Source organism: Citrobacter freundii complex sp. CFNIH9 (assembly GCF_002903305.1).
In the GTDB taxonomy this organism is placed as follows: Bacteria; Pseudomonadota; Gammaproteobacteria; order Enterobacterales; family Enterobacteriaceae; genus Citrobacter; species Citrobacter portucalensis.
In genome coordinates, this window is record NZ_CP026238.1 from 317,302 (window position 1) to 337,849 (window position 20,548).

The following is a 20,548-nucleotide window of genomic DNA, read 5'->3' on the forward strand; positions in this document are numbered from 1 at the left end:
AGCTGCTAGGGTTCGCCATACAAACCGATGAGTCGGCGCACCACGCCATTGGTCCAGCCAAAGCCGTCCTGCAACGGATATTCCCCTCCGCCGCCTTCGCGCGGCGCGGCGTCGGCTATGTGGTATTTTTCGATAAGTTTGTGGTGTTCCTGATAAAAGAGATTCACCGTTTTCAGCCAGTTACGGGCAATTTCATCCCCGAGATGGTCGTCACCGTACAGTTTGAAGCCCTGGATCGCCATCCACTGCAGCGGCGCCCAGCCGTTGGGTTTATCCCATTGCTCACCGGTTTCATGCTCCGTGGCTAAAATGCCACCGGGCGTGAGCAGGCGACTGCGAACTGCGTTAGCAAGCCGATCGGCTTGTTCATGCGTTGCCATACCGACATACAGCGGCACAATACTGGCGGCAGAAAACAGGGCCATTTGTTCGCGCCGCCAGTCGTAATCGCGATAGCAGCCGTTTTCATCGTCCCAGAGATAGCGGTTTACCGCATCACGACGATCGCTGGCTTTCTGGCGAAACAGCGCTTCCGTTTCTTTGTCACCTTTCAGCGCGGAAATATTGGCGATAGTGCTTTCCAGCTTGTAGAGGAATGCGTTCAGGTCAATTGGGATGAACTGCGTGGTGCGTATGCTGGCAAGGCGGCCTGCGTCGCGCAGCCAGCGCGATGAATAATCCCAGCCAGAAGCCGCGCCCGCGCGTAAATCCCGATACACTTCATTGGGCGGGCGACCCGAATGCTTGGCGGTCTCGACGTCTTCAAGCCATGACTCATCGCGCGGCGTATCACGATCGTCCCAATAGCGGTTAAGTAGAGAGCCGTCCGACATTCTGATCACGTGGCGGTAGGCCTGGTTGAGTACCAGGGAATCGGCGCCATCCATCCAGAACGCGTACTCCATTTTTAGATGATCAAGGTAACGACGCGCGCCGCGTACGCCATCTTCTTCAAACAGCTCCACCATCAGGGCAAAAACGGGCGGCTGTGAGCGACTCAGATAGTAAGTACGGTTGCCGTTCGGGATGTGACCATAGTTTTCAATCATCCAGGCAAAGTTATCTGCCATACATTTCAGCAAATCTTCGCGGCCGCTCTCTGCCAGACCCAGCATGGTAAAGTAGGAATCCCAGTAGTAGGTTTCGCTAAAACGCCCGCCTGGCACAATGTATGACTGCGGTAACGCCAGCAGCGAGGACCAGGGAATGTGATCCTGCGGCTCGCGCGTCAGCACCGGCCACAGTTGATCGATATGCTCTTTCAGCGAACTTTCCGGGTCAGAAACGTATTCGCTGGAGGGCGTTTCCGGGAGCCAGAAATGGTTCTCGACGAAGCGTCGCAGATCGAAGTCCCGATGGCGTTTAACCTTGCGATAGCGAATTAAAATGTCGAGCGGGTCCATTTTGGGCGCACAATCTGGGAAGGTTTTACTATCCGCAAACAGTTTGGATGACTGGACGTGTTCGAACAGTTCGAGATAACGATCGGCAGGGGTTAACGCATCTGAAGCGGGAAGTCCTTCAATCATCTCCGGCTCAGGCTCCGCCTCAATCATTTCATCCAGCTTTAACTCGCACGGATCCATTTCATAAAGCAGATCGATGTCGATCGTCATTTCTTCAGAAGGGGCGTGGGGTAGTTTCTGGTTGAGCATAATGAGAAAGACCTCCGATGGACGTTGAAAGATGAAGGCTATTGCCCGGTCGTCAGTTAAGCGTAGACATTCGCTTCGGTGTCGGGTGAGTAAAGCGTGCGGTTGATCACGTTTTAATGCTGAGCAAAATTTAAAGAATCAGACTATCCCAATGAAAATAATGGATAATTCAAAATTCTGCATGATCTGAATATATTCCATTTTCAGAGCATTCGATTGCAACGAGGTGTGAACAGAGACAGGTAACGCCTTATCTCTATAATAGGCGCAGGCTATTCTATTGATAGTTCTCCTCCATGTAATTGCTTGATACTTATCAAAATAGTAATCCCCTTATTTCCTATGATGGTCAGGTCTGACAAAGACTATGCATTAATTATTCTAATTTTTCTGGGTCACAATAACTCACAACGGTGAGGGTAAAATAATGAAAATCATTACCCGTCTTACCGCGATTGCCATAGCTGGCATCGTGATTTGTTATTTTGGATTATCCGGTTATGTGTGGTATCACGATAATCAACGTAGCAAACAGGCTGATGTTCAGGCCTCTACGCTGGAAGAAAATAATAAGGTATTAGGATTTTTACGCGAAAAAGGATGCGATTATTGTCACACGCCTTCAGCTGAATTACCTTTCTATTCTTCTTTTCCTGTCGCTAAGCAGTTGATGAATTATGATATTCAACTGGGATACAAATCATTCAATCTTGAGGCCGTTCGTGCGGCGCTGGTCGCAGATAAACCCGTTTCGCAAAGCGACCTGAATAAAATTGAATGGGTGATGCAGTACGACACCATGCCGCCAACGCGATATACCGCGCTGCACTGGGCCGGGAAGGTCAGCGATAAGGAGCGAGCCGAGATCCTGGGCTGGATTGCGAAACAGCGTGAGCAGTATTACGCCAGTAACGATACCGCCGCGCAGCATCGTAATGAACCGGTACAACCGATACCGGAAAGCATCCCAACCGATGCCCGCAAAGTAGCGCTTGGCTTTACGCTTTACCACGACCCACGTATTTCCGGCGACAGCACGATTTCTTGCGCGCATTGCCACGCCCTGAATGCAGGCGGCGTGGATGGCCGGAAAACGTCGATCGGCGTAGGCGGCGCTGTTGGCCCGATTAATGCGCCGACGGTGTTTAACTCGGTCTTCAACGTTGAACAATTCTGGGATGGTCGTGCGCCAACATTGCAGGCGCAGGCAGGCGGCCCGCCACTGAACCCTATCGAAATGGCGTCTAAATCCTGGGATGAAATTATCCAGAAACTGGATAAAGATCCGCAATTGAAGCAAGAGTTTATCGCGGTTTATCCGCAGGGATTCAGCGGGGATAATATTACCGATGCGATTGCTGAGTTTGAGAAAACGCTAATTACGCCAAATTCGCCGTTTGATAAATGGCTACGCGGCGATGAAGCGGCGTTAACTGCTCAACAGAAACATGGCTATCAATTGTTTAAAGATAATAAGTGTGCGACCTGTCATGGCGGTATTATTTTAGGCGGGCGCTCATTTGAGCCATTGGGGTTGAAAAAGGACTTTAATTTCGGTGAGGTCACTGCCGCAGATATTGGCCGCATGAACGTCACTAATGAATTACGTGACAAGCTGCGTCAAAAAGTCCCGGGCTTGCGTAACGTTGCGCTGACCGCGCCTTATTTCCATCGCGGTGATGTGCCTACGCTCGATGGTGCGGTAAAACTGATGCTGCGTTATCAGGTGGGTAAAGAACTGCCGCAGGAAGATATCGACGATATCGTGGCGTTCCTCGAAAGCTTAAACGGCGTGTATACGCCATATATGCAGGGTAAATAAGAGAAAACCGGATGGCAAAGCACCATCCGGTTTATTTATTGCTTAACGCATGGTAACGAATTCTTCTGCCGCCGTTGGGTGAATCGCAACGGTGTTATCAAAGTCTTTCTTGGTTGCGCCCATTTTCAGCGCGACCGCGAAGCCTTGCAGCATTTCATCCATTCCAAAACCAATACCGTGAATACCGACAATTTTCTCTTCCAGACCGACGCAAACCAGCTTCATGCGGCATGGCTGACGGTGCGTGGTGACAGCGGTATACATTGCGGTAAATGATGATTTATACACTTTCACCTGGTCATCGCCGTGCTGTTCGCGAGCCTGCTGCTCGGTCAAGCCCACGGTGCCAATCGGCGGGTGGCTGAAGACCACGGTCGGGATGTTGTTGTAGTCCAGATGCTCGTCCGGCTTGTTGTTAAACAGACGCTCGGACAGACGACGGCCCGCGGCAACGGCAACCGGCGTCAGCTCAACGGCACCGGTGTTATCGCCAACGGCATAAATCCCCGGTACGCTGGTGTTTTGGAATTTATCAACGACGATGTAGCCTTTTTCGTTGGTTTTCACGCCGGTAACAGCCAGATTGAAGTTGTCCGTTTCTGGCTCACGACCAATCGCCCAAATCAGGCAGTCTACTGTTTCGCTACGACCATCTTCCAGTTGCAGGGTCAGGCTGCCGTCAGCGTTTTTAACAACCGCTTTTGGAATCGCGTGAGTATGCAGAGTCGGGCCTTCGGCGTTCATTACCTCAACCAGCGTGTCGACGATCATCGGGTCAAAGCTACGCAGCGGCGCGTGTTTGCGTACGAACAGGTGCGTTTGGGCACCCAGGCCGTTAATCACACCAGCCAGCTCAACGGCAATGTAGCCTGCACCAACAACAGCCACGCGTTCTGGTAACGCTGGCAGCTCAAAGAAACCATTAGAATCAATACCGTATTCCGCGCCAGGGACAGCCGGGCGACTCGGGCGACCACCAGTGGCAATCAAAATATGATCGGCAGTGATGATTTCACCATTCACTTCAACGGTTTTTGCATCAACGAAGCGCGCAAAGCCTTTGATCACATCGACATTATTTTTGCCCAGCACGTTGTCGTACGAGGTATGAATACGATCGATATAAGCGGTACGCGTGGCGATCAGTTTATCCCAGTCGAACTTATTGATGGTGGTGTCGAAACCGTAATCCGGACCGTACATGTGGATCGCTTCGCGGACCTGTGCGGCATGCCACATCACTTTCTTCGGTACGCAGCCAACGTTAACGCAGGTGCCGCCTAACTCTTTGGCTTCAATCAGTGCGCATTTTTGACCGTACATTGCTGCACGGTTAATGGAGGCAATACCGCCGCTGCCGCCGCCAATAGCGATGTAATCATAGTGCTTGGTCATGACCGCTCCTTTATGTTCATTGTAGGGCGGAGAAGCGTTACGCCATCCGCCAAAATATTCGCGATTGTATACCTGATATTAAAAGGTTCCACCGATGGCTGCGATTACTCCGGTACTATCCAGCTTACGGAAGTATGCCCGGTTCCTGTCGGAACCAGTTTGCTGTGCAACCACGGCAGGACGTTGTTCATCTGCTGCTCCAGCTTCCACGGTGGGTTAATCACAATCATGCCGGATGCCGTCATGCCGCGCTGATCGCTGTCCGGGCGTACTGCCAGCTCAATTTGCAGAATCTTGCGGATGCCGGTGTCTTCGAGATCGTGGATCATGCGCTTGATTTGTTGGCGCAGAACCACTGGATACCACAACGCATAGGTGCCGGTCGCGAAACGTTTGTAGCCTTCGTTAATACCGGTCACTACTGCCTGGTAGTCGCTTTTGATTTCGTAGGGTGGATCGATAAGGATCAACCCACGACGGGAAACCGGCGGTAATTTTGCTTTCAGCTGCTGATAACCATCGGCTTTGGCCACGCGAGCGCGCTCATCTTTCTGGAATTCGCCGCGCAGCAGAGGGAAGTCGCTCGGGTGCAGTTCAGTTAATTGCAGACTGTCCTGTTCGCGCAGCAGCTGGCGAGCAATTAACGGAGAGCCCGGGTAGTAGCGCAGCTGACCGCTACGGTTGAAGTGCTGCACTACGCCAATGTAGGGTTCCAGTTCGGCAGGCAAATCGTCCTGCTGCCAGATACGGGCGATCCCTTCCAGGTATTCACCGGTGCGTTCGGCATGCTCACTGCTCAGCTGATAACGGCCAGCACCAGCATGGGTGTCCAGATAAAGAAACGGTTTTTCTTTCTCTTTGAGCGATTCAATGATCAGGCTCTGAACGGTGTGTTTAAGGACGTCGGCGTGGTTGCCTGCGTGATAACTGTGGCGATAACTGAGCATGGGTAATGAAATTCCGCTGAAATGACGATTTGCCACAGTTTACAGCAGATCGGCACAGATTACCCGTAGGCCCGGTAAGCGCAGCGCCACCGGGCGTCTTTCCATCACGGTTAGCATTGAAATCCTCTACACTTAACCCCATTGTACAAATTAATATGCACAGCGCCGGATACGCGCTTCATTCACTCTTTTCAACAGGACCGCGCTAATGACCAATCCATTGCTGACTCCCTTCGAACTGCCGCCGTTTTCTAAAATTCAGCCAGAGCACGTTGTGCCTGCCGTCACTAAGGCGCTGAACGATTGCCGTGAAAACGTTGAGCGAGTGGTTGCGCAGGGCGCGCCGTACACCTGGGAAAATCTCTGCCAGCCGTTGGCAGAAGTCGACGATGTGCTGGGGCGTATTTTCTCTCCGGTTAGTCACCTGAATTCGGTGAAAAACAGCCCGGAACTGCGTGAAGCCTACGAACAAACGCTGCCGCTGCTGTCTGAATACAGCACCTGGGTTGGACAACATGAAGGCCTGTACAAAGCGTACCGCGACCTGCGTGATGGCGATCATTACGCCACCCTGAACACCGCACAGAAAAAAGCGGTTGATAACGCGCTGCGCGATTTTGAGCTTTCTGGTATTGGTCTGCCGAAGGAAAAACAGCAGCGCTATGGTGAGATTGCCACCCGCCTGTCTGAGCTCGGCAACCTGTACAGCAATAACGTCCTCGATGCTACGATGGGCTGGACCAAGCTGGTGGCCGACGAAGCGGAACTTGCCGGGATGCCGGAAAGCGCGCTGGCCGCCGCAAAAGCGCAGGCTGAAGCCAAAGAGCAGGAAGGCTATCTGTTAACCCTGGATATCCCAAGCTACCTGCCGGTGATGACCTACTGTGATAACCAGGGGCTGCGTGAAGAGATGTATCGTGCATACTCCACGCGCGCATCTGACCAGGGGCCAAACGCGGGCAAATGGGACAACAGCCCGATAATGGAAGAGATCCTCGCGCTGCGCCACGAACTGGCACAACTGCTGGGCTTTGAGAGCTACGCCTTTAAATCTCTGGCTACCAAAATGGCGGAGAACCCGCAGCAGGTACTCGACTTCCTGACTGACCTGGCGAAACGTGCCCGTCCGCAGGGTGAGAAAGAGCTGGCTCAGCTGCGCGCCTTCGCGAAAGCGGAATTTGGTGTTGATGAGCTACAGCCGTGGGATATCGCTTACTACAGCGAGAAACAAAAACAGCACCTCTACAGCATCAGCGACGAGCAGCTGCGTCCTTACTTCCCGGAAAACAAAGCCGTTAACGGTCTGTTTGAAGTGGTTAAACGTATTTATGGCATCACCGCCAAAGAGCGCACCGATGTTGACGTCTGGCATCCGGAAGTTCGTTTCTTCGAGCTGTACGACGAAAACAACGAGCTGCGCGGCAGCTTCTATCTTGATCTGTATGCCCGTGAACACAAACGCGGTGGGGCGTGGATGGACGACTGTGTCGGCCAGATGCGCAAGACAGACGGCACATTGCAAAAGCCGGTCGCTTACCTGACCTGTAACTTTAACCGTCCGGTGAACGGTAAACCTGCGCTGTTTACCCACGATGAAGTGATCACCCTGTTCCACGAGTTCGGCCATGGTCTGCACCATATGCTGACCCGTGTCGAAACCGCGGGCGTTTCCGGTATCAACGGTGTGCCATGGGATGCGGTCGAACTGCCGAGCCAGTTTATGGAGAACTGGTGTTGGGAGCCGGAAGCGTTGGCGTTTATCTCTGGTCACTTTGAGACCGGTGAGCCGCTGCCGAAGGAACTGCTGGATAAAATGCTGGCGGCGAAAAACTACCAGGCAGCGCTGTTTATTCTGCGTCAACTGGAGTTCGGTCTGTTTGATTTCCGTCTGCACGCGGAGTTTAACCCGCAGCAAGGGGCTAAAATCCTCGAGACGCTGGCGGAAATTAAAAAACAGGTCGCCGTGGTGCCGGGCCCAACATGGGGCCGCTTCCCGCATGCTTTCAGCCACATTTTTGCTGGTGGCTACGCAGCGGGTTACTACAGCTATCTGTGGGCAGACGTACTGGCGGCAGATGCCTTCTCTCGCTTCGAAGATGAAGGGATTTTCAACCGTCAGACCGGACAATCGTTCCTCGATAACATCCTCACCCGTGGCGGTTCTGAAGAGCCGATGGAACTGTTCAAGCGCTTCCGTGGCCGCGAGCCACAGCTGGATGCAATGCTGGAGCATTACGGGATCAAAGGCTGATTATTCACGTGAAAATCTGCTTAGTAGATGAAACAGGCGCCGGAGACGGCGCCTTATCTGTTCTTGCCGCCCGCTGGGGACTGGAACACGATGAAGATAACCTGATGGCGCTGGTGATGACGCCGGAACATCTGGAACTGCGCAAACGTGATGAACCCAAACTTGGCGGTATCTTCGTGGATTTCGTGGGCGGTGCGATGGCCCATCGGCGCAAATTTGGCGGTGGACGCGGTGAAGCGGTGGCGAAGGCGGTTGGCATTAAAGGCGATTACCTGCCGGATGTGGTCGATGCAACCGCAGGGCTGGGGCGCGATGCGTTTGTACTGGCCTCGGTAGGCTGCCGCGTACGAATGCTGGAACGTAATCCGGTAGTGGCGGCGCTGCTTGATGATGGCCTGGCGCGCGGCTATGCCGACCCGGAAATCGGTCCGTGGCTGCAGGAACGTTTACAGCTGATCCATGCGTCGAGTCTGACGGCGTTAACCGATATCACGCCGCGCCCGCAGGTGGTGTACCTCGATCCGATGTTTCCACATAAGCAGAAAAGCGCGCTGGTGAAAAAAGAGATGCGGGTGTTTCAGTCATTGGTGGGGCCGGATTTAGATGCGGATGGGCTGCTGGAGCCTGCGCGTCAGTTGGCCACCAAACGTGTGGTGGTGAAGCGCCCAGATTACGCGCCGCCGCTGGCGGATGTCGCCACGCCGAACGCGGTAGTCACGAAAGGGCATCGGTTTGATATCTACGCTGGGACAGCATAGTTTGTAGATCTGTGCGCTGTGCTGCCTGATGCGCTGCGCTTATCAGGCCTACGGCAGCGTGTGGTTTGTAGATACTGTTTTCGCCTGCAAGCCTTTTCAGGTTCCGCGGTTACGGATAGCAGGCACGATCAGTCACAGCGCCGTCAGGCGCTGTTTTTTCCTGATTCATCTTCCCTTCAGGCTGTTATCACCCCATGTCTCGACGCATCGAACGGCTCACCTGATTTCAGTACCCCGTAAGACACATGCGCCAGCTTGCGCATCATTGCGCCTATTATCACTTTCCCTTTTTTACTGTTTCCTGCCAGACGGTCGCGGAACGCCCGCCCCCATTCCGTTTTACTTATTGCCACCATCGCTGGCATGTACAGAGCCCTGCGCAGGGATACATGGCCGCTTTTACTCATCCGACTCATTCCCCTCACGCTGCTGCCTGATTCATGCTGGCGCGGTGTCAGACCGGCAAAGGCGGCGAACTGTCTCGCCTGACTGAACCTGTCCTTCAGTCCCACATAAGCCAGCAGCACCGCCGACGTCTTTTCCCCGATACCCGGGATACTTTCCAGCAGCTTCCTGCGGTGTTTCATGTCCGGGTCGTCATCCGTCAGGTCCTTTATCTGCTTTTCGATGCGTTTAATTTCGGCATGAAGCCACAGCAGATGAGCGTCGATACTCGGACGCTGTACCTCACGTGCTGTCTCAAGGCGATTCAGTTCCTGCGTACGCATATCCGTCAGTGACTGATGGCGCAGCACCAGTGCCCGTAACGCCCGTTCAACCGGATGCGGAGCTTCCCAGACTGCCGGGCGCTTCTGACGGCAAAACTCTGCCAGCATGCGGGCATCAACGGCATCGGTTTTGCTGCGCAGCCCCTCGCTCTGTGCGAAGGCTTTGCCGAGGGCAGGATTGATGATGGAGACGGTGAATCCGGCATCACTGAGATGGGCGGCCACGTCTTCCATATACGTACTGGTGGCTTCCATACAGATATGCGCCGGCGCCACGTTATGGCTGTTGAGCCAGTGGAGGAGTTCATTGTGGCCCTTCAGGGTGTTCGCAAATTTTTTACTGCGGTGACGGCCATCGGGACGCAGCACATCGACATCCAGCTTGGCTTTAGAGACGTCAATACCGATAAAATGAAGTTCCTGTTCCATAGTGAGACCAACCTTGTGAATGCGGATTACCGGGAAAACCGGTCCATGATACTGTCCGGTTTGTCACTTGTGGAGAACGGCAGTCCGCTGCATAAATCTACAATACAGGTTGTTAACCTAAGGCCGGATACGGCATGCGGACGGCATGGCAGGGAGAACTGGCCGGCCCTCTCTGCACAGAGAGGATAATACAAGGCCGGATAAGGCGTTAGCCGCATCCGGCATAACCTATTAAACAAACGGTGCCAGCGGGTCGGCAATCTCAAATGCTACTGCTCGGTCTGCTTTCGGTGGGTAAATCAGCTCGCTGACAATCGACACCTTCAGCTTCTTCGCTTCTGCGCGCGTCAGTTTCACCTGTTGATCCCATCCTTCGCTATACACCGCACCCCAGGCACCAAGATCCAGGCAGGTGACGTAGTTTTCCTGACGATATGGCAATGGCGCTACGTCCAACAGATCTGCCGCAGCGTTATTACCGGCAAATTTACCCAACAAAATAGCGTGCTGACAGGTCATTAACGCATGGTTGCCTTTGTCGTCGGTGGCGGCATAGGCCACATCGCCAGTGGCGTAGATATCATCGTGACCCACAACCTGCAGATTGGCATTCACATGCAGACGGCCCTGGCGATCGCGCGGGGCGTTAATCTGTGCTGTCAGGTTATTAGCCTGTACGCCGACGGTCCAGATAACCGTCTGAGAGGCAATCACCTGCCCATCTTTCAGCGTGACGCCGGAGGCATCCACACACTCTACTTCCGCATTGACCAGCCACTCGACGCCCAGTTCAGCAGAGGCTTCGATAATCACGTCACGTAATTCCTGGCTCCAGCGTCCGCACGGCTGAGCACCGCGTTCAACTACGACAACTCTGGTCTTAGCATCAGCGCCCAATATTTCGCGCAAACGACCCGGTAATTCCAGCGCCATCTCTATCCCGGTGAAACCACCACCACAGACCACCACAGTATTACGAGCCTCACTTTCCGGTTGTAATGCCAGATTGCTAATGTGCTGCTCCAGTACGGCGGCGCTCTCGAGTTGGTCGAGGTCAAACGCGTGCTCGGCGGCACCGGCAACGGCGTCGCGGTTTACGTGACTTCCGCTGGCGAGCACCAGGCGGTCATAGCGATGCAGATGAGTGTCACCGTTGGCATCTTTCCAGCTCACCTCTTTAGAGTCCGGGAGGATTTGCTCGACGTGACCTTGCAGGAAGTTGACGCCGGTAACGTCAAATAGCGGTTGCAGTGGTGCGACCAGCGTATGAACGGCGCTTTCATAAAATCGTGGGCGGACACGCAGCTCCGGTTGTGGCGCAATTACTGTAATATCAATGGCCTGCTGATGTTTATCCGCCAGTCGTGCGGCGCTTAATGCTGCCCACATACCGGCAAAGCCGGCGCCCACGATCAGAATTTGTTTACGCATTGGGGTTTTCTCACTGGTGACTACGATTTATTTACTCGGATTTTATTTGTCGTAGTTATGAATTGCAATGCGATCGAGATCCTTTTTGCCTCAAAGGGTGGTGTTTTTTGATTATCTATTTGATAAATATGTATTTAAAGTTCTGTTGTGAAAAGGGAGTACTTTGCTGTCTGGAATGAATGAGATGAAAAAGCTACAATAAACTCAGATTCATTTTGGCTGAGATAAGAGAATGGCATTCTACAGTTCGGGAGTTGAGTACGGCATTCATAGCCTGATGTGTATGGTCGACAGTAAGGGCGACGCGCGGGATATGAGCGTGCGGGAAATAGCCGAACTGCAAAGCGTACCGTATGACTATCTGGCAAAAATTTTCACCCGTCTGTCCAAAGCGGGTCTGGTGCGCAGCATTGAAGGCAAAGGTGGCGGTTTCCAGTTAGCTAAACCCGCTGAACACATCACGGTGCTGGATGTGGTGAATGCTATTGATGGCGATAAGCGCATCTTTGAATGTCGTGAAATTCGCCAGCGGCTGGCGGTATTTGAGGAGCATCCACCCGAGTGGGCCTGTGAAGGCATTTGTGGTGTGCGTTCGGTAATGGACATGGCTCAGCAGCGAATGGAAGAAGCGCTCGGCCAGCATACGATTCTGGACTTGGCGCGCAAAATGTACCGTAAAGCACCGGATACCTTTGTGGTGGAAGTGCAGGAGTGGATAGACGCGCGTAAAGGGTAGTGAGTGAAAATGCCCGATAGCGCAAGGCGACCGGGCATGTTGAATGTAGGCCGGATAGGGGCAATAGCCGCCATCCGGCACTGAAGGTTATTGCTCGGTGCTCGGCGTATTAATCATGCGGTTCAGCCATGGCACCATAATCGCCATCACGACCGTTACGGCCAGGGTGACAAGGCCAATCTTACTGAAGACGTTGGTATAGATAGGCAGCGTTTGCAGCGGGTCGGTGATGTTCTCTGGTACGGCGGTGAACGTAGCGACATAACCCCCCATCAGGAAGGCTGCGGCTTGTGTCAGGAACCACATCCCAAGAATGAAGCCCATCAGGTGTTGTGGCACGAGAGCGGCGACCATAGCCAGTCCCAGGGCGCTAATCAGCAGTTCACCCAGGCTCTGGAACAGATACACCAGCACGATAAACCACGGCGACGTCAGCCCTTGTGCATCGGCAAACCACATCCCGGCAGCGGCGGCCGTCAGGAAGCCCAATGAGCACAGGAACATACCGAGCGTAAATTTCATCGGCATGGTCAGGTCTTTGCCTTTGTTGCCCAGACGGGTATAGATTGCGGCCAGTACCGGACTCGCCAGTACCACCCAGAACGGGTTCAGCGCCTGGAAGCTCACCGGGTTGATGGCGAAACCAAGAATTTCATGGTGTACGTTATTGATTGCAAAGAAGTTTAGCGATGTCGGCATCTGCGCGTACAGCACGTAGAACACCACCGCTTCCAGCATCAGGATAAAGGCCACGAACATCTTGTTGCGCCCGGTTTTATCCAGTTTGAATGCCTGACGGAAGAAGATGATGGTCACGGCAATCGACAGGACGATCAGCACCAGGTTGGCAATCTGCACGTTGTGCATCAGCCAGGCGCAGATAAATACCATCACTACCGTACCGGCCAGCACGTACAGCAGGTTACGGAAGTTCAGTGGCTTATGGTCTGGCTCAGAGCCGATATTTTTCACCATTCCGCGGCAGGCAAAGTATACCAACAGCGCGACGATTAGTCCGGCTCCGCACAGGTTGTAAGTCACTGCGTAGCCAAACTTATCGGCAATCACCGGCGCCAGCGACAGTGACAGTAGCGAACCGATGTTAATCGACATATAAAACAGGGTGAAAGCACCGTCCAGACGGGCGTCTTTCGGGGGATAACATTTTGACAGCAGGCTTGCCGGGTTGGCTTTAAATAGCCCGTTACCAACGGCAATGGTACCCAAAGCAATAAAGATCAGATCCGGCTTAAGCAGCGACATCCCGGTCATGAAGTAGCCGATTGCCAGCACAATGGCACCGAGTACCAGCGTGCGCTTGGTGCCTAACAGGTGGTCGCCGACGTAGCCGCCGATCGAGATCAGGCCGTAAACCAGTGCGGCAAAGGCACCAAAGGTGACAAATGCCTGTTCTTGTGAAAATCCGAGCTGCTTAACAAAAAATACCGCCAGGATGCCCTGTACGCCGTAATAGCCAAATCGTTCCCATAATTCCACAAAGAAGATCATGAAGAACGGACGAGGTTGCTGCAGCAAGCCCGTAGGTGCAGTTTTATTCATATTCCATCGCCTTTCAAAGCCATCCCGAAAAGTATGAACGCGTATGCTTAAACGCGCCGAAAAAGTCTTATTTTGTTATAGACTGCGGTTATTGGCCGCAAGGGTAGAGTATTATAGAGATAGTTTTCGATCCAATTAGTAGATCACACTAATTATGATTTGTTTGTTGGATTGATGTACTAATTGTGACCGAATGATAAAAACAAAAACGCCCGCGAAGGCGGGCGTTTACAGGCTTAACGACTTGCAGTGGGCCGGGCTAACTTCCGGCGGCAAGCATTTTATGCTTCTTCGTCGTCACGCAGCGGAACAATCAACATGTCGACGTGGACGGTGTTGATCAGTTGGCGCGCGGAGGACATCAGTTTGCTCCAGAAATCCTGGTGGTGACCACAGACGACCAGATCCATGTCGTATTTTTTGATGGCATCAACCAGAACCTGACCCAGGTCGCCGCTACCGCTCAGGGTTTCGGTGATAGGGTAGCCTGCATTGGTGGACAGCTCGGTTAACGCGTGGTGGGTTTCTTCAGAAATGCGTTTCTGCATGTCGCCCAGATTCACGTCGATGAGCCCGGTGTACAGGTCGGAATAGTTTACGTCAACGTGGATAAGGGAGACTTTAGCATTGTAAGGTCGCGCCATAGAAACCGCTTTTTCAACCAGAACTTTGCTTTCCGGAGAAAGATCAACCGCGATAAGAATGTGTTTATAAGCCATAGTGTTACTCCTTCCATAAGTTGTCGATGACTAGCCTGCTGGCGTTATATGCCGCCGCGTCATCCGCGTCCTGCGAACCTTGTGCGCGGGGCTAGCCCAGTCGTAAAAAACGTACCATATAAGGACTATCCTTACATTATAGCGACCAGGATAATCCGTCAATCCGCCTTGCTTGCCAAATAGTTAAACAAATTTTTTAGTTAATTGCATTGATAGCGATTAACCTTATGGCAAAAAAATTAACTAATCTCCTACACTATCTAAAGAGGCGTTCGGATGCGTGATACTAACACGAACGGTTTCGGCTGCACTCTTCATTGAATGGTTTGGCAGGGTATCGGGGAGCGGTAGTCCCGGAAAGGAGTTCCGTGGGCGGGTCGCCGGGGAGGAGGTATGATAAGCACCATTGCATTATTCTGGGCTTTATGTGTCGTTTGCATTGTTAATATGGCGCGCTATTTTTCTTCGCTACGCGCACTGTTAGTGGTACTTCGTGGTTGCGATCCATTACTTTACCAGTATGTAGATGGAGGGGGCTTTTTTACCTCGCATGGGCAACCGAACAAGCAGATGCGTCTGGTGTGGTATATCTACGCTCAGCGTTACCGCGATCATCATGATGATGAATTTATTCGCCGCTGTGAGCGGGTTCGCGGTCAGTTCATTCTCACCAGCGCGCTATGCGGCCTGGTGCTAATCAGCATGGTTGCGCTGATTATCTGGCACTGATGCCAACAACAGATACAAAAAAAGCGGGTCAGCTTCCTGACCCGCTTTTTTACCGTGCATTCGCTTAGATAAGCTTCAGGGAGAGCCAGTACAGCACCCCGGAAAGAATAATCGCAGCTGGCAGGGTGAAGACCCAGGCCATCAGAATGCTGGTTACCGTTTTACGCTGCAATCCGCCGCCATCAACAACCATCGTCCCCGCAACGGAAGAAGAGAGAACGTGGGTGGTGGAAACGGGCATACCGGTGTAGCTGGCGAGACCGATAGAGACTGCGGCGGTCATCTGAGCCGACATCCCCTGGGCATAAGTCATGCCTTTCTTACCGATTTTCTCGCCGATGGTGGTGGCAACACGACGCCAGCCAATCATCGTACCAATACCCAGCGCCAGTGCGACGGCCATAATGATCCAGATAGGCGCGTACTCAATGGTGCTCAGCATGTCGGCTTTCAGTTTTTTCAGCAGACGCTGATCGTCAGCGCTTACGCCAGGCAACTTAACCACTTTATCGGTGGTATCAGAGATGCACAGCATAATACGGCGCAGCTGACCACGCTGTTCGACGCTTAACTTGTCGTAGGTTTCCAGGTTCGCCAGCATACCTTTCGCACGTTCCAGCGCGTTGATGGTATTCGCCGGGTGGCAATGGAACTCTGTCGTCGTCGCAGGTGCCGCGTCCGTCGGGGACGGAATCAGCTGGTCTACGCCTGTGGCCTGTTTAAGCAGGTCAGGGCGCTGCTGGAAGAAGACTTCGACGTTATTGATTGCATCACGGGTACGGGTAATCTCGTAACCGGAAGCATTCATATTCACCACGAAGCCTGCAGGCGCTACGCCAATCAGCACCAGCATCACCAGACCAATGCCTTTCTGCCCGTCGTTAGCGCCATGAGAGAACGCTACGCCGATAGCGGAGAGGATCAGTGCAATACGGGTCCAGAACGGCGGCTTTTTCTTGCCATCTTTCTTTTCACGTTCTGCTGGCGTCAGGTGGATACGGGCACGTTTTTTTGTACCGCTCCAGTAACGACGCAGAATGAAAATAAGACCGCCTGCAACCACCAGACCAACAATTGGCGAGATGATAAGCGAAGCAAAAATACCGATAACTTTCGGAATGTTAAGTGCGTCCACCACCGAGGTGCCGGTCATCAGTGCATTGGTTAAACCAATACCGATAATGGCGCCAATCAGCGTGTGGGAGCTGGATGCAGGTAAACCAAAGTACCAGGTACCCAGGTTCCAGATAATTGCCGCCAGCAGCATGGAGAACACCATGGCAAGGCCATGTGACGATCCCATATTAAGCAGCAGATCCGTTGGTAGCATATGCACGATGGCATACGCCACGCTGAGACCACCCAGCAAAACACCAAAGAAGTTGAACAACGCAGCCATGACCACCGCCAATTGCGAACGCATTGCACGGGTATAGATCACGGTTGCGACAGCATTGGCTGTGTCATGGAAGCCGTTAATTGCTTCGTAGAACAGCACAAAAGCCAGAGCAAGCAATAGTAAAAGCCCGGTATGTAAATCCAGGCCAGCAAACAAATGTAGCATAGGACGTTACGCCATTTTGAGGACATGAACGCGGCGCATTATCAGTGACTTTGGCGGCGCGGGCAAAGTGAAATATAGAGTTTTTTTGATTTGTCTCCTGCTTTGTTTTACACCACTAAAGAATTATCCTATATATTTCAGTTAAATACCCTTTATCGGTAGTTTGGTGCTGGTGCGACCACTGAGGAATCTTTACAATTCACACCCGCTTTTTAGAGAGGATCGCAACGTGGAAAGGTTTGATACCGTTATTATAGGCGCTGGCGCAGCGGGTATGTTTTGTGCCGCGCAGGCAGGACAAGCAGGTAGTCGAGTACTGCTTATTGATAATGGTAAAAAGCCAGGACGCAAGATTCTCATGTCTGGCGGGGGACGCTGCAACTTTACCAATCTTTATGTCGAACCGGCCGCCTATTTGAGCCAAAACCCCCATTTTTGCAAATCGGCACTGGCGCGTTACACGCAGTGGGATTTTATCGACCTGGTGGGCAAACATGGTATTGCCTGGCATGAAAAAACGCTGGGTCAGCTGTTCTGCGATGATTCCGCTCAGCAAATTGTCGATATGCTGGTAGACGAGTGTGAAAAAGGTAACGTAACTATGCGGTTACGGAGCGAAGTCCTGAGCGTGGTGCAGGATGATGAAGGTTTCACCCTCGAACTGAACGGCATGACGGTCGGCACGAAAAAACTGGTTATCGCTTCCGGTGGGCTTTCCATGCCGGGACTGGGGGCAACGCCGTTTGGTTATAAAATTGCCGAACAGTTTGGTCTGAAGGTGTTGCCAACGCGCGCGGGACTGGTGCCCTTTACGTTGCATAAGCCACTGCTGGAGCAGCTTCAGGTGCTCTCTGGCGTGTCGGTCTCCTCCGTTATCACCGCCGAAGACGGCACAGTATTTCGTGAAAATCTGCTCTTTACACACCGAGGACTTTCGGGCCCAGCTGTTTTGCAGATTTCCAGTTTTTGGCAGCCAGGCGAATTTGTCAGCATTAATTTGTTGCCGGATGTTGACCTGGCGAGCTTCCTCGACGAACAACGTAGCGCACACCCTAACCAGAGCTTAAAGAATACCTTAGCAATGCAGTTGCCAAAGCGTCTGGTGGAATGCTTGCAACAGTTAGGGCAAATTCCTGACGTGTCTCTGAAGCAGCTTAACGTACGCGATCAGCAAACGCTGGTTGAAACGCTGACCGAGTGGCGGGTGCAGCCGAACGGTACGGAAGGGTATCGTACCGCTGAAGTTACGTTGGGCGGCGTCGATACCAACGAGCTGTCATCGCGCACAATGGAAGCCCGCAAAGTGCCAGGGCTCTACTTTATCGGCGAAGTGATGGACGTCACCGGCTGGTTGGGTGGCTATAACTTCCAGTGGGCATGGTCGAGTGCCTGGGCATGCGCGCAGGATCTGGCGAATTAAACTCTGGAGATTGATGAATCATTGCTCAAGAGATGTATCATTAGCGGTAGCGCGATACCTGTACCAGCGATCTCATGTTTACTTAAGGAATGGATGATGAAAATTACGCAGTTGACATTACACAATGTCGGGCGCTTTACCTCTTTAGAGGTCCCAATTGCGCCTACAAGCGACAATCCTTCCAATGTTACTGTGCTGGTGGGGAATAATGGTGCAGGAAAAACGTCAATTTTACAGGCGCTGGCGACATCACTCAGTTGGATGGTATCACGCATTCGTAGTGAGAAAGGGAGTGGCAGTAGCCTCAGTGAAAATCTGATTACTAATGAGAGTACATCTGCTGCAATTACGCTTGCGGTGAAAGCCGCGGTAATCGGTGCAGAAGAAAAGGAATATCACTGGACTCTGGCGAAAGCCAGAAGTGGAATGATTGGCGAATATACCAGCCTGCTTAATTCTGCTTCCGTTTTGGCAAATTATTACCGCACCCTCTTAACACAACATCGTAAAAGCAGTTTACCTTTAATCGCCTTTTATCCGGTAGAACGAAGCGTATTGGAAATCCCTCTTAAAATTAAAAATAAACATGCTTTCCAGCAGATAGATGGATATGACCATGCTCTTAATCAGGGCGTAGATTTTAGTCGGTTTTTTGAGTGGTTCCGTACCCGAGAAGATATTGAAAATGAGAATGATAAAACGGTATTGTCGGATTTTCTAGATGAGGATTTTGAAAATAGATTGCAAATACTTGCCGATATTGAAAATGCTGATGAGCGTGTCGATAAACTTGAACCTCTTGATTTTAAAGGCTTAGGCGAGGAGTTCAAAAAACTTAAAAGCGCTATTAAATTGATGCAGGATATTCAGGATAAATCTAAAGAGGCCAGAGATCCGCAACTAAACGCAGTACGTGCTGCAATTGCCGCATTTATGCCGGGTTTTGAAGGGCTCCAGGTTCGCCGTAAGCCTCGGGTGCATATGACGGTAGAAAAAAACGGGGAAACACTCAATGTCTTGCAATTGTCGCAAGGTGAAAAATCACTGATGGCGCTTGTTGGGGATATCGCTCGTCGATTGGCGATGATGAATCCGACCCTGGAAAATCCATTGTATGGACAAGGAGTTGTGCTGATTGACGAAGTAGACATGCATCTTCATCCCTCGTGGCAGCGTGGTATTATAGATCGGTTAACCACAACATTTCCTCACTGCCAGTTTATTTTGACAACCCATTCGCCTTTGGTCATCAGCGACTGCAAAAATGTACTGGTCTATTCGCTTGATGATGGGGAGTTGAGTGTTGTTCCTTCTCTGTATGGGCAAGATGCAAATAGTGTATTACTGGATGTGATGGATACGGATATTCGTAATGCAAAGATTGCGACTCAACTCAACGATTTATTGGATTTAATTCAGAAAAAACAGCTAAATCAAGCGAGAAGTTTACTTGAAAAGCTAATGGAGGATCTGCCTGCTAATAATCTGGAATTATCTAAAGCTCGTTTATTACTGCGCAAACAGGAGTTACGCATTGAGAAAAATCACGAAGAGCAATGAGCCAGGTAGTTTGACTCGCTGGAAGCGTTCTAATGCGAGCGGCGTTTATGAGGATTTGACTGAAATAGAACGTCGAGATATTCGGGCGGTTTGTGTTCAGGAACAATTTTATCTGTGTGCGTATTGCTGTAAACCTATCAGTGGTCAGAATAGTGATACTATGAATGAGCATGTGCAAGCCAGACATCACGCCCAGCATTTATCCCTTGATTTTAATAATATTGTTGCAAGTTGCACTACAGCAAAGCAATGTGATGAATCTCACGGTTCCCAGCTGTTTTCACTGACTCCGTTGATGGATGAGTGTGAAACGGAACTGGAATTTATGATCAGTGGTCGTGTCAGAGGTAATACGTTTCGTGCGCAGGAAGCGATTCGGGTTCTTAATCTTGGAGAGGATGAAACGAAGAACAGAAAGCTGATTGAAATACGCAAACAAGCCATAGCCACCATACTATTTAGTAACGGAATAGATCCTGATGAAGGTCTGGAAGACGATGAATTACTCCACGATCTAATTAATGTCCTGAGTCTCCCCAAAGACAATCAACTGGAACCTTATGCCCCCATCGTTATCAACGTTCTTCGGGGCTGGTTATCAGAGTAAATACTGTTGGTCCATTATGGATGTCCCTCAACACAAACAACAACCGAATAGACATATTGAATCCAGGTGTTAGTATTCAATAGACAGCAGTAATGAGTATGCGTGTTTCATTTCCGGCCAGGAACGCTGATGATGACAACATTACTACCCGATTTCACAGCATTTTCATCATTCACTTCCTTCGCGGCGCAGGTTGCTTACATGCCTGTCTGCTCTCTGGCCATTGTTTCTCATTCC

Annotated in this window: 16 protein-coding genes; 8 read left to right on the forward strand and 8 right to left on the reverse strand. The window is 51.6% G+C overall.

The features are described 5' to 3' along the window. Nucleotides 1-5: 5 nt before the first annotated feature. The gene (locus C2U43_RS01575; RefSeq protein WP_003827453.1) at nucleotides 6-1,655 is read right to left on the reverse strand and encodes an alpha,alpha-trehalase; all 1,650 of its coding nucleotides are present in this window, start codon (nucleotides 1,653-1,655) and stop codon (nucleotides 6-8) included. A gap of 427 nt (nucleotides 1,656-2,082) precedes the next feature. On the opposite strand from C2U43_RS01575, the gene C2U43_RS01580 reads away from it, so the two are divergent. Then, nucleotides 2,083-3,477, forward strand: coding sequence for a cytochrome-c peroxidase (locus C2U43_RS01580; RefSeq protein WP_103284603.1), 1,395 nt, complete (start codon nucleotides 2,083-2,085; stop codon nucleotides 3,475-3,477). 42 nt (nucleotides 3,478-3,519) lie between these two features. On the opposite strand, the gene gorA is transcribed toward C2U43_RS01580, so the two are convergent. Together gorA and C2U43_RS01590 are read right to left on the reverse strand one after the other, a co-directional pair. Next, nucleotides 3,520-4,872, reverse strand: a complete 1,353-nt coding sequence (gorA, locus tag C2U43_RS01585; RefSeq protein WP_103284604.1) for a glutathione-disulfide reductase — start codon at nucleotides 4,870-4,872, stop codon at nucleotides 3,520-3,522. Between the two features lie 104 nt (nucleotides 4,873-4,976). Continuing rightward, nucleotides 4,977-5,819, reverse strand: a complete 843-nt coding sequence (locus tag C2U43_RS01590; RefSeq protein ID WP_003827459.1) for a 23S rRNA (adenine(2030)-N(6))-methyltransferase RlmJ — start codon at nucleotides 5,817-5,819, stop codon at nucleotides 4,977-4,979. Nucleotides 5,820-6,027: 208 nt separating this feature from the next. Between C2U43_RS01590 and prlC the strand changes: the two genes are divergently transcribed. Further along, nucleotides 6,028-8,070, forward strand: a complete 2,043-nt coding sequence (gene prlC / locus C2U43_RS01595; protein ID WP_103284605.1) for an oligopeptidase A — start codon at nucleotides 6,028-6,030, stop codon at nucleotides 8,068-8,070. Nucleotides 8,071-8,078: 8 nt separating this feature from the next. Then, nucleotides 8,079-8,828 carry a 16S rRNA (guanine(1516)-N(2))-methyltransferase RsmJ gene (gene rsmJ, locus C2U43_RS01600; protein WP_003827462.1) on the forward strand — a complete coding sequence of 250 codons (750 nt, stop codon included), beginning with the start codon at nucleotides 8,079-8,081 and terminating at the stop codon, nucleotides 8,826-8,828. 176 nt (nucleotides 8,829-9,004) lie between these two features. On the opposite strand, the gene C2U43_RS01610 is transcribed toward rsmJ, so the two are convergent. Together C2U43_RS01610 and C2U43_RS01620 are read right to left on the reverse strand one after the other, a co-directional pair. Then, the gene (locus tag C2U43_RS01610) at nucleotides 9,005-9,985 is read right to left on the reverse strand and encodes a transposase (RefSeq protein ID WP_103284606.1); all 981 of its coding nucleotides are present in this window, start codon (nucleotides 9,983-9,985) and stop codon (nucleotides 9,005-9,007) included. Nucleotides 9,986-10,216: 231 nt separating this feature from the next. Further along, the gene (locus C2U43_RS01620) at nucleotides 10,217-11,416 is read right to left on the reverse strand and encodes an NAD(P)/FAD-dependent oxidoreductase (RefSeq protein ID WP_103284607.1); all 1,200 of its coding nucleotides are present in this window, start codon (nucleotides 11,414-11,416) and stop codon (nucleotides 10,217-10,219) included. 232 nt (nucleotides 11,417-11,648) lie between these two features. Between C2U43_RS01620 and C2U43_RS01625 the strand changes: the two genes are divergently transcribed. Continuing rightward, nucleotides 11,649-12,152 (forward strand): RrF2 family transcriptional regulator, encoded by a 504-nt coding sequence (locus C2U43_RS01625; protein WP_003023361.1) that lies wholly within the window; start codon nucleotides 11,649-11,651, stop codon nucleotides 12,150-12,152. Between the two features lie 87 nt (nucleotides 12,153-12,239). On the opposite strand, the gene dtpB is transcribed toward C2U43_RS01625, so the two are convergent. Further along, nucleotides 12,240-13,712, reverse strand: a complete 1,473-nt coding sequence (dtpB, locus tag C2U43_RS01630) for a dipeptide/tripeptide permease DtpB (RefSeq protein WP_048215357.1) — start codon at nucleotides 13,710-13,712, stop codon at nucleotides 12,240-12,242. A gap of 281 nt (nucleotides 13,713-13,993) precedes the next feature. Continuing rightward, nucleotides 13,994-14,431, reverse strand: a complete 438-nt coding sequence (gene uspA, locus C2U43_RS01635) for a universal stress protein UspA (protein WP_003023368.1) — start codon at nucleotides 14,429-14,431, stop codon at nucleotides 13,994-13,996. A gap of 393 nt (nucleotides 14,432-14,824) precedes the next feature. Between uspA and uspB the strand changes: the two genes are divergently transcribed. Then, complete coding sequence (gene uspB / locus C2U43_RS01640) at nucleotides 14,825-15,160, forward strand: universal stress protein UspB (RefSeq protein WP_003023371.1); 336 nt, start codon at nucleotides 14,825-14,827, stop codon at nucleotides 15,158-15,160. A 64-nt stretch (nucleotides 15,161-15,224) separates the two neighbouring features. Here uspB and pitA read toward each other — a convergent pair whose 3' ends face one another. After that, nucleotides 15,225-16,724: an inorganic phosphate transporter PitA gene (gene pitA, locus C2U43_RS01645; RefSeq protein WP_003827471.1), complete on the reverse strand. Its 1,500-nt coding sequence runs from the start codon at nucleotides 16,722-16,724 to the stop codon at nucleotides 15,225-15,227. A 229-nt stretch (nucleotides 16,725-16,953) separates the two neighbouring features. On the opposite strand from pitA, the gene C2U43_RS01650 reads away from it, so the two are divergent. The 3 genes from C2U43_RS01650 to C2U43_RS01660 all read left to right on the forward strand — a co-directional run bounded on the left by C2U43_RS01650 (nucleotide 16,954) and on the right by C2U43_RS01660 (nucleotide 20,311). Beyond that, nucleotides 16,954-18,144: an NAD(P)/FAD-dependent oxidoreductase gene (locus tag C2U43_RS01650; protein ID WP_103284608.1), complete on the forward strand. Its 1,191-nt coding sequence runs from the start codon at nucleotides 16,954-16,956 to the stop codon at nucleotides 18,142-18,144. Between the two features lie 93 nt (nucleotides 18,145-18,237). Next, nucleotides 18,238-19,704, forward strand: a complete 1,467-nt coding sequence (locus C2U43_RS01655) for an AAA family ATPase (protein ID WP_197964487.1) — start codon at nucleotides 18,238-18,240, stop codon at nucleotides 19,702-19,704. Next, complete coding sequence (locus C2U43_RS01660; protein WP_103284610.1) at nucleotides 19,679-20,311, forward strand: TIGR02646 family protein; 633 nt, start codon at nucleotides 19,679-19,681, stop codon at nucleotides 20,309-20,311. Before C2U43_RS01655 ends, C2U43_RS01660 begins: the two co-directional genes overlap by 26 nt. Nucleotides 20,312-20,548 lie beyond the last annotated feature (237 nt).